Source organism: Tenacibaculum sp. M1.3A, assembly GCF_057732375.1.
In genome coordinates, this window is the sequence record NZ_JBYJEF010000002.1 from 232,524 (window position 1) to 247,946 (window position 15,423).

The 15,423-nt window shown below is 30.3% G+C and carries 17 protein-coding genes; 13 read left to right on the top strand and 4 right to left on the bottom strand.

The window, feature by feature from the left end:
* The first annotated feature begins 137 nt into the window (after positions 1-137).
* The 11 genes from lysM (at position 138) to AC28QF_RS03695 (ending at position 11,138) form a co-directional block, all read left to right on the top strand.
* Complete coding sequence (gene lysM / locus AC28QF_RS03645) at positions 138-608, top strand: peptidoglycan-binding protein LysM (RefSeq protein WP_488200723.1); 471 nt, start codon at positions 138-140, stop codon at positions 606-608.
* 160 nt (positions 609-768) lie between these two features.
* Entirely contained in the window at positions 769-1,665 is an 897-nt protein-coding gene (locus AC28QF_RS03650; RefSeq protein WP_488200722.1) for a DMT family transporter, read from the top strand.
* A gap of 34 nt (positions 1,666-1,699) precedes the next feature.
* Complete coding sequence (locus AC28QF_RS03655; RefSeq protein ID WP_488200721.1) at positions 1,700-2,566, top strand: YicC/YloC family endoribonuclease; 867 nt, start codon at positions 1,700-1,702, stop codon at positions 2,564-2,566.
* 1 nt (position 2,567) lies between these two features.
* On the top strand, positions 2,568-3,152 hold the full coding sequence (gmk, locus tag AC28QF_RS03660; RefSeq protein WP_488200720.1) for a guanylate kinase: 585 nt from the start codon (positions 2,568-2,570) through the stop codon (positions 3,150-3,152).
* Positions 3,153-3,186: 34 nt separating this feature from the next.
* On the top strand, positions 3,187-3,771 hold the full coding sequence (gene nadD, locus AC28QF_RS03665) for a nicotinate (nicotinamide) nucleotide adenylyltransferase (RefSeq protein ID WP_488200719.1): 585 nt from the start codon (positions 3,187-3,189) through the stop codon (positions 3,769-3,771).
* Between the two features lie 47 nt (positions 3,772-3,818).
* Positions 3,819-4,682, top strand: a complete 864-nt coding sequence (locus AC28QF_RS03670) for a M23 family metallopeptidase (protein ID WP_488200718.1) — start codon at positions 3,819-3,821, stop codon at positions 4,680-4,682.
* Positions 4,683-4,760: 78 nt separating this feature from the next.
* Entirely contained in the window at positions 4,761-6,254 is a 1,494-nt protein-coding gene (locus AC28QF_RS03675; RefSeq protein WP_488200717.1) for a GH3 auxin-responsive promoter family protein, read from the top strand.
* Between the two features lie 446 nt (positions 6,255-6,700).
* The gene (locus tag AC28QF_RS03680) at positions 6,701-7,186 is read left to right on the top strand and encodes a hypothetical protein (RefSeq protein WP_488200716.1); all 486 of its coding nucleotides are present in this window, start codon (positions 6,701-6,703) and stop codon (positions 7,184-7,186) included.
* A gap of 127 nt (positions 7,187-7,313) precedes the next feature.
* Positions 7,314-8,903 carry a sensor histidine kinase gene (locus AC28QF_RS03685; RefSeq protein ID WP_488200715.1) on the top strand — a complete coding sequence of 530 codons (1,590 nt, stop codon included), beginning with the start codon at positions 7,314-7,316 and terminating at the stop codon, positions 8,901-8,903.
* A gap of 477 nt (positions 8,904-9,380) precedes the next feature.
* Entirely contained in the window at positions 9,381-10,124 is a 744-nt protein-coding gene (locus AC28QF_RS03690) for a LytR/AlgR family response regulator transcription factor (RefSeq protein WP_488200714.1), read from the top strand.
* 456 nt (positions 10,125-10,580) lie between these two features.
* Entirely contained in the window at positions 10,581-11,138 is a 558-nt protein-coding gene (locus tag AC28QF_RS03695) for an MOSC domain-containing protein (protein ID WP_488200713.1), read from the top strand.
* Here the strand turns inward: AC28QF_RS03695 and AC28QF_RS03700 are convergent.
* The 4 genes from AC28QF_RS03700 to AC28QF_RS03715 are packed head-to-tail and all read right to left on the bottom strand — an operon-like array spanning position 11,135 to position 14,227.
* Positions 11,135-12,700, bottom strand: coding sequence for a S41 family peptidase (locus AC28QF_RS03700; RefSeq protein WP_488200712.1), 1,566 nt, complete (start codon positions 12,698-12,700; stop codon positions 11,135-11,137). The two genes, AC28QF_RS03695 and AC28QF_RS03700, sit on opposite strands and share 4 nt — an antisense overlap.
* The gene (locus tag AC28QF_RS03705) at positions 12,687-13,115 is read right to left on the bottom strand and encodes a deoxycytidylate deaminase (RefSeq protein WP_315943997.1); all 429 of its coding nucleotides are present in this window, start codon (positions 13,113-13,115) and stop codon (positions 12,687-12,689) included. The genes AC28QF_RS03700 and AC28QF_RS03705 overlap by 14 nt, the downstream gene beginning before the upstream one ends.
* A 59-nt stretch (positions 13,116-13,174) precedes the next feature.
* A complete protein-coding gene (locus tag AC28QF_RS03710; RefSeq protein WP_488200711.1) occupies positions 13,175-13,756 on the bottom strand; it encodes a HupE/UreJ family protein in 582 nt (193 codons plus the stop codon).
* Between the two features lie 9 nt (positions 13,757-13,765).
* Positions 13,766-14,227 (bottom strand): Lrp/AsnC ligand binding domain-containing protein, encoded by a 462-nt coding sequence (locus AC28QF_RS03715; protein ID WP_488200710.1) that lies wholly within the window; start codon positions 14,225-14,227, stop codon positions 13,766-13,768.
* Between the two features lie 102 nt (positions 14,228-14,329).
* Here AC28QF_RS03715 and AC28QF_RS03720 point away from each other — a divergent pair, with 102 nt between their 5' ends.
* Both AC28QF_RS03720 and AC28QF_RS03725 read left to right on the top strand, forming a co-directional pair.
* Positions 14,330-14,902: a DUF2975 domain-containing protein gene (locus tag AC28QF_RS03720; RefSeq protein WP_488200709.1), complete on the top strand. Its 573-nt coding sequence runs from the start codon at positions 14,330-14,332 to the stop codon at positions 14,900-14,902.
* 10 nt (positions 14,903-14,912) lie between these two features.
* Positions 14,913-15,422, top strand: a complete 510-nt coding sequence (locus AC28QF_RS03725; RefSeq protein WP_488200708.1) for a DUF2975 domain-containing protein — start codon at positions 14,913-14,915, stop codon at positions 15,420-15,422.
* The last annotated feature ends 1 nt before the right edge of the window (position 15,423 follow it).

Consider the following 15,423-nt stretch of genomic DNA (forward strand, 5'->3'; position numbering starts at 1 on the left):
AAAGATCATGCTTCATTGAAGTATGATCTTTTTTTTATGAATAAAAAATAATGCTTATAGTAAAGTTAAAATCATATAATATTGTATATTGGTAAACAGAAAGTGAATTTATTAATTAACAAAAAAATCAAAAAAGAATGGGAATTTTTTCATTTATTAAAAATGCTGGAGCCAAAGTATTTGGTATCGGAAAAACAACTGAAGAGGAAGCTACTGAAAAATCTGCTAAACTTATAGATGCAGTAAATAAATTAGAGTTTTCTGTAGAGAATTTATCAATAGATATTGAAGATGATAAAGCAACAGTTTCAGGTGAAGCTTCAGATTTAGCAACTAAAGAAAAAGTTGTTTTAGTTGTGGGTAATACAAACGGTATTGCTTCTGTAGAAGATAATATGACTGTTGCTGAGGTTGAAGAAATAGAAGCTGCAGTTATGGCACAATTTCATACAGTAGTAAGCGGTGATACTTTAGGTAAAATTGCAAAAGAATTTTATGGTGATGCAATGAAGTATCCTGTAATTTTTGAGGCTAACAAGCCAATGTTATCACATCCTGATAAAATTTATCCAGGACAAGTGTTAAGAGTACCACCTTTAATGGATTAATCATAACAGATTATTACAATCAAAGTATATAGCACTGCATTTGCAGTGCTTTTTTATGAGTAAAATTTAACAGTATTTATTTATGTGTTTTAAACACTTATTTAGTTAAAAAGAAAACATAATATTTTTCATCTTTGTATTTTAAATTTAAAAGTAAAAAATGAATCAAAGAACGCTAGCATTAATAGCAACATCGATAGCTACACTTATTTATGGTGTTACATTTACAGTGGCAAAAGAGGTAATGCCATTATATATAAAGCCATCTGGTTTTATCTTAATTCGTGTAGGATGTGCAGCTATGGTTTTTTGGTTATTAGGTGTTTTTGTAAAAGCAAAGCCCATAGAAAAATCAGATTATAAGAATATTATAATTGCTGCTTTTTTTGGAGTAGGGCTTAATATGCTTACTTTTTTTAAAGGGCTTAGTTATACAACGCCAATTAGTGCTTCTGTAATGATGGTAACATCTCCTATTTTGGTTTTGATATTTGCAAGTATACTCTTAAAAGAAAAGTTGATTTTAAGAAAGATAGTAGGAGTAATTATTGGGCTAATAGGAGCCGTAGTCTTAATAGCTTATGGGAGTTCGCCTAATGTAGACGCTAAAAATATGATGTTAGGTAATTTTTTGGTGTTTATCAACGCTGCTTCTTACGGAATGTACTTAGTAAAAGCAAAGAAGTTAATAGAGAAATACAATCCGATAGTATTTGTAAAGTGGTTGTATTTGTTTGGTTTGCTTTTCGTAATTCCTTTTGGTTTTTCAGAACTAACTGAAGTTCAGTGGCACTTAATGCCAACCTCCATTTATTTAAAAGTTGGTTTTGTTGTATTGTTTACAACCTGTATAACATATCTTTTTAATTTATTTGCATTGTCTAAATTAAAGCCAACAACAGTAAGTGTTTTTATTTATTTACAGCCAGTTATTGCATCAATTTATGCTTTAATTGTAGGTAGCGATAGTTTAAATATGGTAAAAATTGCAGCAACACTTCTTATCTTTTTAGGTGTCTTTTTGGTAACCAAACAAGTAGCAGCTAAAAATAAATAAATGTATCTTTGCCCTTTCTTTTTAAATTGACAATATGATACAGTCTATGACGGGTTATGGAAAATCCGTATTACATTTACCTTCTAAAAAAGTAACCATTGAAATTAAGTCTCTTAATAGTAAGAATTTAGACTTAAATACAAGAATGCCATCTTATTATAAAGAAAAAGAATTAGCTGTTCGTAAGAAACTAGCTAGTAGCTTGGTAAGAGGTAAAATAGATTTTTCTATCTATGTCGAAACAACAGCAGAAGTAACTTCAACAAAAGTAAATAAAGCAGTTGTTGAAAATTATGTAGCCCAGTTAAGAAATGCAATGATTATTGATGCTACAGATGATATTGAGTTGTTGAAAATGGCAATAAAAATGCCAGATGCTTTAAAAACTGAGCGTGAAGAGTTAGATGAAAATGAATGGAGTCAAATTGATACTCATATTGATGAAGCTTTAAAAGAAATTATAGCTTACAGAACAGATGAAGCTAAATCTTTAGAAGACGATTTTAAATTAAGAATAGCAAATATTGAAGTTGCTTTAGAAGAAGTTAAAAAGTTAGACGGAGAAAGAATAGAAAACGTAAAGGAACGTTTACAAAAAGCTTTAACAGAATTAAAGGTTGAAATTGACGAAAATCGTTTCGAGCAAGAGCTTATTTACTACTTAGAAAAGTTAGATATAAACGAAGAAAAAGTTCGTTTAGGAAATCATTTAGTATATTTCTTAGAGCAATTAGATACTGCCGATTCTAACGGAAAAAAATTAGGGTTTATTGTGCAGGAAATAGGTAGAGAAGTAAATACCATGGGATCTAAAGCTAACTTTGCCGTGATGCAAAAAATAGTGATCCAAATGAAAGACGAACTAGAAAAAATAAAAGAACAAATTTTAAACGTTTTATAAAATGTCTAAAGATTTTAAAGGAAAATTATTTGTGTTTTCAGCACCTTCAGGATCAGGGAAAACAACAATTGTTCGTCATTTATTAAAACAAGAAAAATTTAATTTAGAATTTTCTATATCAGCAACATCAAGAGAAGCAAGAGGCTTTGAAGTTGATGGTGAAGATTACTATTTTATATCTACAAGAGATTTTAAAGATAAAATCAAAGCAGATGAGTTTTTAGAGTGGGAAGAAGTATATCGTGATAACTTCTACGGAACTTTAAAAACAGAAGTAGAACGTATTTGGGCTTTAAATAAACACGTTATTTTTGACATTGATGTAGTTGGCGGTTTACGTATAAAGCACAAGTTTCCAGAAGAAACATTAGCTGTTTTTGTAAAACCACCTAGTGTTGACGAGCTTAAAATTCGCTTAAAGAAAAGAAGTACCGAGAGTGAGGATAAAATTAACATGCGTATTGCTAAAGCATCAGTAGAGCTGGCAACAGCGCCTCAGTTTGATAAAATTATAAAAAATTACGAATTAGAAGTCGCTTTAAAAGAAGCTGAAGTTTTGATGAGTGATTTTTTAGAATTAAGTTAAACGACTTTTCAATAAAAAAACGTTTTAAAAAGGTATGAAAAATATCGGATTGTATTTCGGAACTTTTAATCCTGTTCATATAGGGCACTTGATTATTGCAAATCATATGGTTGAAAACTCGGATTTAGATGAAATATGGATGATTGTTACACCTCACAATCCGTTTAAAAAGAAAAGCTCTTTGTTAGATAATCATCATCGGTTAGAAATGGTGTATTTAGCAACGAAAGAATATCCGAAGATTAAACCATCAGATATTGAGTTTAATTTACCACAACCTAATTATACTATAAATACATTAGCGCATATTTCAGAAAAATACCCAGATTATAATTTTAATTTAATTATGGGTGAAGACAATTTAAAAAGTTTTCATAAATGGCGAAATTTCGAAGCTATTTTAGAAGATTATAATATTTATGTATATCCGCGAATTTCAGAAGGAATTGTTGATAATCAATTTAAAGAGCACGCTAAAATTAATAGAGTAGCTGCGCCAATTGTACAAATATCATCTACCATGATTCGTAACGGAGTGAAAAATCAAAAAAACATACAACCATTGTTGTCTGCAAATGTTTGGACTTATATTGATGAGATGAATTTCTATAAAAAATAGTTTCGAAATTTTTTCGTTGTATATTTGAATCTCAAATTAGTATTAAGGTGGCTAAAATTCAAAAAAAGCGAAAGCTTAAACAAAAACTTATTGATAAATACCGATTGGTAATTTTAAATGAAAATACTTTTCAAGAAAAGTTTTCATTAAAACTATCACGGTTAAATGTATTTGTTTTTGGAAGTTTATTTTCTGTATTACTTATTGTCTTAACCTCACTATTAATAGCTTTTACAGGTTTACGAGAATACATACCAGGTTATTCATCTACAACACTAAAAAAGAAAGCAACACGATTAATATATCAAGCAGATTCTTTAAAAACAAGATTGGCAATTATAGAGCGTTATACAGAAGCATTAAGACCCGTTTTAACAGGTGAAATAGCTCCTGAAAAAATAGATTCTATAAAAACTGAATCACAAAATATTGTGATTGATGAAAGTAAGTTAGAAGCTACAAAACAAGATTCCTTGTTTAGAGCAAAAGTAGATGGTAAAGATCGATTTCCATTATTAGCAGGTGGTGCAGGAAGAGCTAAAGTTGTGTTTTTCTCACCTTTAACAGGTAGTATTTCACAGAACTTTAGCATGGATGATAAACATTATGCTATTGATATTGTTGCGCAAACAGGGATTCCTGTAAAGGCAATTGCTGACGGAACCGTAATTTTAGCAGAATGGACAGCCGAAACAGGCTATGTAATAACCATACAACATCCTAATAATTTTATATCAGTATACAAGCATAACGGAACATTGTTAAAGCAACAAGGTGATATTGTAGAATCAGGAGAGGCAATTGCAAGTGTTGGTTCTACAGGAGAGTTAACGACAGGTCCGCATTTGCACTTCGAATTATGGAACAACGGGTTTCCTGTTGATCCAACAGATTATGTAGATTTTCAATAGTAAAAATAGAGGAGGTTAAGCGATTATTTTTAATGTAGATAATTGAATTTATTGAATATAAAATATTAAAGAATTAAGATGAGTATCAAATCTATCCTAGCAATTCCTTTTGCAAAACAAGTACGAAAGCAAGTTTATAAATGGGCCAATAAACCTCATGAAACGCAAGAAAAAGTTTTTCAGTACTTAGTAACTGAAGGTTGTAAGACTGCTTTTGGTCAAGATCACGATTTTATTTCTATCAATAATTATGAGGATTTTAAAAAACGTGTTCCCGTAAACGACTACGAAGGTTTGCGTAGCTATGTAGATAGAATGGTTGCAGGAGAAGAAAATGTATTATGGAAAGGAAAACCGCTGTATTTTGCTAAAACTTCAGGAACAACATCTGGTGCTAAATACATCCCTATTACAAAAGAATCTATGCCAACACATATTACAGCGGCACGAAATGCTTTGTTGTTTTATGCGGCAGAAAAAAACGATGCTAGTTTTGTAAACGGAAAGATGATTTTCTTACAAGGAAGTCCGGTTTTAGAAGATATGAACGGTATAAAATTGGGTCGCTTAAGCGGAATTGCAGCGCATTATGTACCTAATTATTTATTAAAAAACCGCCTGCCAAGTTGGGAAACTAATTGTATTGAAGATTGGGATACGAAGGTTGATAAAGTCGTTGAAGAAACAATAAATGAAGACATGTCTGTAATTAGCGGAATTCCGTCTTGGGTACAAATGTATTTTGAGAAATTAATTGATAAAACAGGAAAAACGATTTCAGAGTTGTTTCCGAATTTTAATTTCTTCGTATATGGAGGTGTAAACTTCGAACCTTATAAGAATAAATTTGAAGCTTTAATCGGAAAAAAAATCGATTATATAGAGCTTTATCCAGCATCCGAAGGGTTTATAGCTTACCAAGATTCACAAACAGAAAAAGGAATGTTATTACAATTAAACTCGGGTATTTTTTACGAGTTTATTCCTGCAACTGAGTTTTTTGATGAAAATCCAACACGTATTTCTTTAAAGGATGTAAAATTAGGGGTGAATTATGCAATTATTTTAAACACTTCTGCAGGTCTTTGGGGATATAATATTGGCGATACTGTTGAGTTTACCTCGTTAAAACCGTATAGAATTAAAGTGACCGGTCGTATAAAGCATTTTATTTCTGCCTTTGGCGAACATGTAATTGGTAAAGAAGTAGAAAAAGCATTAAATGATGCAATTGTAGGAACTAATGTAAATATAAGTGAGTTTACAGTAGCACCCCAAGTAAATCCTGAAAGCGGATTACCATATCACGAATGGTTTATAGAGTTTGAAAATGAACCTGATAATTTAGAAGAATTATCAGCAAAAATCGATGCCTCTATGCAAAGCCAAAATGTATATTATTTCGATTTAATTTCAGGAAAAATTTTACAACCACTAATTATTAGAAGAGTGAAAAAAGGCGGGTTTCATGAATACATGAAATCGATAGGTAAATTTGGCGGACAAAATAAAATTCCGCAATTATCAGACAATCGTAAAATTGCTGATTTATTACAAAATTTCTTAGTGTAAATCGTCACAGTATTTTAATAACGTCATTGCGAAAGAAGTGAGGCAATCTATCTGAGGCTAGTTCTATTTTATTAAGAGATTACTTCGTCGTTTCTCCTCGTAATGACGAGTGTGTTTTGTCATTGCGAGGAACGAAGCAATCTATTCAGGGTTAGTTCTAATTCTACCAAGAGATTACTTTGTCGTTTCTCCTCGTAATGACGAGTGTGTTTTGTCATTTCTAGGCATGAAGCAATCTACCCAAGGCTAGTTCAATGTTATTAAGAGATTACTTCCTCGTACCTTCTCGTAATAACGTTCTACTCGTCATTGCGAACGCAGTGAAGCAATCTGTTTAAAGTTAGTTTTTTCCTTCTAATGAAACTATATATAATTTCATGAAAATTTTTCTTTAGAAAAAGTTATTTTTTGTTGTAAATTGAAACCCTAACCAAACAAAAAATAAAATGAGTGTAACAACTAACGGAGTAACATTAACGTTAAAGAAATTCGAGAAATTTGTAACTAATATTCCAGCTGCGAGTAAACCAACTGGGCCCTTAGTAAATATGTCAGGAGCGGAAGGTAGTAATGATGCACCTTATACGGTAACTGTTTTAGCATACTTGCCAGACAATACTTTAAACCCAGTAGAGAATACAAGTGGTTTACAGTTACAAGGAAATGAAATTTATTTAAATTATTATGGTATTAATCCAGTAAAGGTTTTAAATAAAAAAGGAGGGTTTGATACTGTACAAGGGAGAGAATTTCGTGTAGAGTTTAACTGTGATGAAGTGGTAGGTAATTTTGATTTGTACTATGTTCAATTTACATACAAAGTAGAACAAGGTGCTTCTGCAGATGTTATTTGGGTTAGAGATGAAGATGAAGACCCAAGAACTGATAGAGGAACTGTAACAGCACCTGCAGAGATACCTCCGACTTTGTAATATGTTCATGAGGAAAATAATTATTATATTATTGTTTTTTTTGACTTCCTTTTCTTTTTCTCAACAAAAAGGAAAGAAAGTCAATTCTATTTACCAAAAAGGAGAACAGATTTGTGATAAATATAAAATGAATCTTTTCTGTAAGGCTTTCTTTTTTTTTAAGAAAAAACAATACGATTCTTGCTACATTTATTCTAATAAAGCTTTGTTAGAACCTATAAATAATAGAGAAAAAGATTATTTACATTATATTTCTGGTTATAGTTCTTATAAAAAAAGACTTTACGACAAAGCACTTTATGATTTTTCATTAATCTCAAATAATGAGGATTATGAATTTAAAAAAACATCCATAAAAGGTACTGTTTTTTTAAATCAAAAAAAATATGATAAGGCTATTTTAAATTTTAACAGATGGATAAGAATAGACACAATTGAAAAGAGCCCTAATAGAAAGTTCATATATCATAATTTAGGATTATGTTATTTACATAAAAAAAAGTTTAAAAAAGCCAAATATTTTTTTGACAAAGAGCTTTCTCTAATTATGGAAAATGATACGTCTTCTGTAATTAGGGTTAAAATGGATTTAGCGAATGTATATTATAATCAATATTTAGATAGTGAAGCTATTTCTTTATATAAAGAAGCATATGATTTAGCACGGTTGCATTCTGAGATTGAGTTAAAACAACTTACAACTGAAAACATGGCAGTTGTAGAAGAAAATAGAAAACATTATAAAGAAAGTGTTGCCTATTATAAGGAGCATGATAGATGGAAAGATTCTATTTGGAATAGAGATCGTATTTGGCAACTTACAGAGAAAGATAAAAAAATAGCAGTAGCACAAAAACAGCAAGAAATAGCTGTACAAAACGAGCAAATAAAGCGTCAAAAAGTAGTTCAAAAAGGGTTGCTTTTCGGTGCTTCTGGTTTATTGGTCTTTTTAGGTGGTTTGGCTTTTTTTTATAAAAAACTGCAAAGTAAAAATAAGTTAATTACAGAGCAAAAAGAGGCTTTAAATGTAGCGAACAAAACAAAAGATTATTTGTTTTCTGTGGTGTCGCACGATTTACGTTCACCTATAAATAGTATAAAAAGGCAGCATAAAAAATTAGCAAAACACATTGCTAATAACGATTTACCAGCGATTAAAGAAGCTACGAAATCGGCTATTGCAGTTACCGAAAGTACAAGTCACTTACTAAACAATGTATTACATTGGTCGTTAGAGCAAAGTAATATGTTAAATTTCTCTGAAGAAGAACATGTATTGCAGCCTGTTATAGAGCATGTGTTATTCGATTATGAAGATTTAGCAGAAGCGAAAGATATTTCAATTTCTAGTAATTTAGAAAGTGAGATTGTTGTGTTAACAGACATAGAATCTTTAAAAATTGTAATTAGAAACTTAATTGATAATTCAATAAAGTACATGGATGGTTCTGGGAGTATTTCTGTGAAAACGGAGAGACATTCAGAAACGCATGCGCGTATTGAAATTAAAGACTCAGGTGTTGGAATATCCGAAGAAAAACTTCAAAAAATTAATGCGTTAAAAGATTTATCTATCGATAAGATAGATCGTTCTAAAGGAATCGGGTTAGGTTTGTTATTATGTCAAACACTAATTAAGAAAAACAACGGAACGTTATTCTTTAAAAGCGAAGAAGGAGCAAGTACCACTGCGGTTATATTGTTGCCTTTAGCTTAATTTTCTTATAATACGAGTGGTGTAAAGGCCACTCGTATTTTTTTACACTTTTTTTTAATCACCTCGTCATTGCGAGGCACGAAGCAATCTGTTTGTTTATGAGTTCTAAATGTTGAGATTACTTCGTCATACTTCCTCGTAATAACTTGCTGTTTTGTTGTTACTGGAGATGACTTTGCGCCATTACTAGTGGAACGAAGTAATCTATTTGTTATTAGTTTCGAATATTAAGATTACTTGGTCATTTTTCCTTGTAATGACGTATGTTTTATTGCTGCTGGAGATGACTTTCCGTCATTGCGAGTAGAACGAAGCAATCTGTTTATTGTTAGTTGTGAATATTAAGATTACTTGGTAATGCTTATTAGTAAAGGCTTCTCAAAAGCTATTATGAGTGTAACGAAATACTATTTTTAGTAAAAATTTATTATCAAATAAGTATCTTCGTAAAAACTAACAGTATAAATATTTAATTTAATGAATAACTTACGATTACTTCTTTTAGAGGACTCAGATGATGAAGCTACAGAAATCATTGATTTTTTAGAAGATAATAACTATGAGGTTATTCGTGTTAAAAATGCTTTTGAAGCTGAAAAAGAAATAAAAAATAGGTTTTTTGATATTATTCTTCTTGATATCATGATAGAAGGGAAACCTGAAGGTATTTCGTTAGCACATCGTTTGAATAAGGAAGGTATAGAAGCCCCTTTTTTGTTTTTAACAAGTATGCAGAGTAAACTGGTGTTTGATGAAGCTAAACTAACGAAACCATATACCTATCTATTAAAACCATTTAACAAATTAGAGTTGTTATATTCATTAGAGTTAGCTTTAGAGAAGTTTCACGAACAGTCAAGTAGTGTTAGTCTAAGTAATGAAAATGCAATTATAAGTCCGTCGTTTTTATTCGTGAAAAAGAAACGAAGTATAATGAAAGTAGATACACTTTCTATTATTTATGTTGAAGTTAAAGAAAAATACTGCAAACTTGCTTGTGATGAGGGTGATTACTTAATTAAGCTTTCGTTAACGAAAGTTAAAGAGCTACTTGGAGATACTGAGTTTACGCAAACGCATCGAAATTACTTGATAAATACCAAAAAGATTAAAGAAATTTATTTTGAAGATAATTTACTGATTTTGCAAGGGAATCATAAAATACCTTTTAGCGAACGTTTCAAGAATCGGTTTATAAAGAATAATACCATTTTCAGATAAAAAGCAGTAAAAAGCACAAGTATTTCCCCCGAAATTTGTTATGTTAATTACCGCTTTTAACTATTTCAAAAGTATACCTCTGTTAAGGTTTTTTGTGAAGTAAATCTTTAAATGAATACTATTTAAGTATAAGCGCATATAGAAATGATATAAGCGTTTTTATTTAAAGAATAGTATATGAAAAAAGGAGGTGTAAAATATAATCTCCCCTTTATGGATTATATCTTAAAGCTCCTTTTTTTGAACGTTTTTATTAAGAATGTTACCCCTACGTGTATTCTTAATTAGTCAGTTAAAATAATCCCCTTATTATATCTTAACTGATGTAAATATAATGAGTTATTGTTATTTTATTGAAATGCAATTCTTTAGTGATTTAAAATAGAGGGGTAGCGTGTTATAAAAAGGTATAAGTGCTTTAGGGTAGAAAAGTATTTTAAATAAAAATGACATTAAATGAAAATTGTATCTACAAATATCGGCGATAGAAAGGATGTTAATTGGAAAGGTGAAATAATTACTACAGGGATTTTTAAATACCCAGTAACTTCGCCTATTTTTTTAGATACAGAAGATGTTCTTGGCGATACTGTGTGTGATAGAGAAAACCATGGTGGAATTGATCAGGCGGTGTACGCATATTCTTTAAAGCATTATGAGTATTGGAAAACAATACACTCAAATTTAGAATGGCAATTAGGAATGTTTGGTGAAAACCTAACGATTGATGATTTAGATGAATCGAAACTGCATGTAGGAGATACTTTTAAGATTGGTGAAACTATTTTAGAGGTAACAAAACCACGCTTGCCTTGTTTAAAATTAGGGGTTCGCTTTAATGATATGAAAATGGTAAAACAATTTTGGAAACAAAACTTACCAGGGCTTTATTTTAAAATACTACAAACTGGCTTTGTGAAAACAGGAGATGAATTTGTGCAAATAAAGTCTTGCCCCGAGAATTTAACAATTACAGCTGTTTATCAAAATAAAAGAGTAGAAAAAGAAGTTTAGTTTTCTTTCTCTAATTCAAATACTTTTTGAAGCATTTTATCATCTATCTCGTTTACCTTATATAAACCTTCATCGCTAAAAAGTTCACGAGCAATTAATGTTTTTAAGTTTCTTTTAAGTTGATTTTTTGTTTTTTGAGAAAGCTTATAACTATTAAGTTTTGCTAAAAATTCGTTAGATACTTTGTTATCTGAATCAAAATTAGCAATATAATCGCTAACAGTTGTGTTCTCTAGCTTTTTACGATTTGTATCTACGTAGGTAAATGCGAAATTATTTAAAGGTCTAAAAAATATGGTAGGAACATAGGTAGCTGTATCAACAGCTACAAAATGATCAGGAATTATTCCACCACCACCATATACTATTTTGCCTTTCGGAGTTGTAAATTTTAAGCTATCAATAGTTTTTATGCTATCTCTGTTAAATAATTCACCGTTAGAATACCTGTTTTCTAAATCGTTTGCATAAATAGAAGAAGGCGCTTCTTTTGTGTATGGTTTCTGAATAGATCTACCAGTTGGTGTGTAATAACGAGCCGTTGTTAAACGAACAGCAGAACCATCACCTAAATCCATTTCTTGTTGCACTAATCCTTTACCAAAAGAACGCCGCCCGATGATAATTCCTTTATCGTTGTCTTGTAAAGCACCCGCAACAATTTCTGAAGCTGAAGCAGAGTTTTCATCAATTAAAACATATAAACCACCTTTTTCAAAATCACCTTTATCGGTTGCAAAAGATTCATTAATGTCTCCTTTATTATTTTTTGTAAAAACAATTAATTTATCATTCTCTAAAAACTCATCAACAATACTATTGGCAATATCAATAAATCCACCGCCATTTCCACGAAGATCGAGTACTAAATCGGTCATTCCGGTTTCTTTAAGAGCATCTAAAGATGTTTTAAATTCTCGGTAAGAATTACGTGAAAAACGGTTTAACTTTATATAACCAACACTGTCGTTTAGCATGTAGGCAATATCAACACTTTTAATATTTACTTTGCCTCTGTTTATGGTTACATTAAAAATACTATCAGTTGTTTTTCTGTAAATCTGAACGTCTACCTTTGTATTTGGTTTCCCTTTTAGGGCTTTCATTATTTGAGGAGTTTGTAGGTTTTTACCATGCAAAGTATCTTTATTTGCCATTAAAATTCTGTCACCAGCTTTAACACCTTCTTTAATGCTTGGTCCTCCTTTAATTGGTGAAATAACGGTAATAGTGTCACCAATTACACGAAATTGCACGCCGATTCCTACAAAATTACCTTGCATGTTTTCGGTAACCAATTGAAGGTTTTCTTTTGGAATATATACTGAATGCGGATCTAACTTACCTAGCATTTCGGTAATAGCTCCGTCTAATAATTCATCAGTATTTACATTATCAACATAATCACTTTGAATATAATCAATGAGTCGTTTTATCTTTTTTTCGTTGGATGAGCTTTTGCCAATAAAATTAGTTGAGCTTCCATTACTAAAAAAAGTTCCGATAAGAATACCGAAAACTACGGCGATTGAAAAATATATAGGGAGGTTATTCTTGTTCATAAGGTAAATTGGTTAATTCAACACCTGCTTTTTCTAGAAAGTCGACTCCAGAGGAATCTTTGTAAGCTTCAGCATATACAACACGTTTTATACCTGCTTGGTGTATTAATTTGCTGCATTGTTGGCAAGGAGAAAGTGTAATGTATAAAGTAGCTCCTTTACACGATTGTGTAGAAGCTGCAACTTTTAAAATGGCATTTGCTTCGGCATGTAAAACATACCATTTTGTATAACCTTCTTCGTCTTCACAATAATTTTCAAACCCTGATGGCGTACCGTTGTAGCCGTCAGAAATTATCATACGATCTTTAACAATTATGGCACCTACTTGTTTACGTTTACAATGCGATAATTTACCCCATTCTTGCGCCATTTTTAAATAGGCTTTGTCGTATTTTAATTGTTTTTTGCTCAAAGTTAAAGTTGTGTGAAGTGCTAATATAGGTAGATTAAAAAAGGTGTATGGTTAAATTTTTACCAAAAAACGCGGTTTACCATCATTTGAAAAGCGAAACCAATTACGATTGATGATATAATTAAAATCCAATCGCGACGATTTACACCAAATATAGATTGCGCCAAGGTTCCTACTAATAAAATGATTAATACGATAATAATTTGTGCAGCTTCTACACCGATTGCAAATTCTAATAAAGGTATAAATTTATCGGAAGTTTTACCGATCATTATTTTAAAGTAATTCGAGAAACCAAGTCCGTGAATCAATCCGAAGAAAAGGGCAAAAAATAAATTCTGATTTTCTTTTCCTACAGATGCTTTTTTAGCGGTTAATACGTTCATTAAACCGGTAATAAAAATGGTTAACGGAATTAAAAACTCCACTAAATTACTATTCACATTTAAAATTCCGTAAGCCGATAAAGCTAAGGTTATAGAATGGCCAATGGTAAACAATGTGATAAGCCATAATACTTTTGTCCATTGTTTAAATAAGTACACAACGGCAAGTACTATTAAAAATAAAATATGATCGTAAGCTCTAATATCAAGTACATGAAATAAGCCCATTTTAAAGTAGAAAATAAATTCGTTCATTCGGGGTTTTTAAATTTTTATTTGTCGGTCTATTTGTTGGTCTAAAGATATAAAAGTTTCTGTTCTTGAAACTCCTTTTATGTTCTGAATATCTTTATTTAATAAATGCATTAAATCTTCGTTGTTTTTACATAGTATTTTAATGAAAACAGCATAGTTACCAGTTGTATAGTGGCTTTCAACAATTTCAGGGATTTCTTTTAAACGTTTTATTGCTGATGAATACATGCTAGATGAATCTAAAAAAACACCTACAAAAGCAGTTGTGTTATAACCTAAAGCTTTAGGGTTTAGCGTCATTTTATAACCGTCAATTAAATCGGAAGCTTCTAGTTTTCGTAAACGTTGATGAATAGCAGCTCCTGAAATTCCTACTTCACGAGCAATACTTAAAATAGGCGTACGAGCATCTGCAACCAATCGTTTGATGATGATTTTATCAATTCCGTCAATCTTTAATTTCTTAATCATACAGCAAAAATAAGAAAAGTTTAATTATCAATAATTAATAATAAATTATTGTTTTTCGATAATTTTATTATATTTGTATCAGAATTAATCAAGTTTTTAAAAATGAAAAAAGTATTAACTGTTTTAAAGTGGTTCTGTACGTTATTAGTGTTTAGTGCAGGGATAAGTTTTTTTGAGAAGGTATATAAGTTAATCCATTATGCTATTTATGAAGGTAGTAAAATAAAGGTGTTTAAATTTTCAATTCCAGAAGATTGGAATGACAGGTATTATTATTGTCTTTCTCTTATAGGATTAACATTAATGGCCTATTTAATATATTTAATAATTGAATTTAGAAAAGTTATTTTTAATTTTTCGAAAGAAAATATTTTTACAAAAGAGAATTGTGAAAGATTAAGAAGAGTAGGAAAAGGGTTGTTTATTTATGGAGGCGTGATTTTAGTTTTTACAATTGTATTAAGTTTAATTACAATGAGTCAACCAGATTTAAGTTCAATTTCTGATCCCACAGTTAAGTATGGGTATTCAATAGGGTATACGTTTGGATTTATAATAGGAACAGCAATAAGTAAAGTTTTACCAATATTTGTAGTTGCATTATTTGTGCAATTCATGTCTTTTATAGTAGTAAAAGGTAATTTGCTTAAGACAGAAAATGACTTAACGATATAAATTTTAAATAATGAAAACGATATCAATTTTAAAGAATTTTATCAATGTGTATTATTATTTAGTGCTATTAATTTTTATAACTTCTGTTTTTGCTTTTTCTAGATCTTTTTTTACTCAAAATACTGAAATGGTTTCTGAAGTATTAGAAATGAGTATTGATCTTAATCAATTAAATTTTCACGAGCGAATGCTTGTGCTTAGTGTTATATTAACAGTGTATTTTATGTATACCAGAGCTGTGTTTTTATTGAAAAATAGTTTAGGTGATTTGTCGTCAGGAAATTACTTTTCAAAATTAGTAATAAACAACTTTAATAAAATAAGGAAATTATTTTTAATTAGTTGTACTGTAGAATTTATAGGGAGAATTGTGCTACGAGTTATAATGAAAAAAAAGATAGGAATAGAATCAGATTCCTCAGTACTTTTATTCTTGATAATGGGACTTTTCTTTTTGTTTTTAAGTGAAGTGTTTGCTAAAGCAGGATCGATTAAACAAGAAAACGATCTAACCATATAAC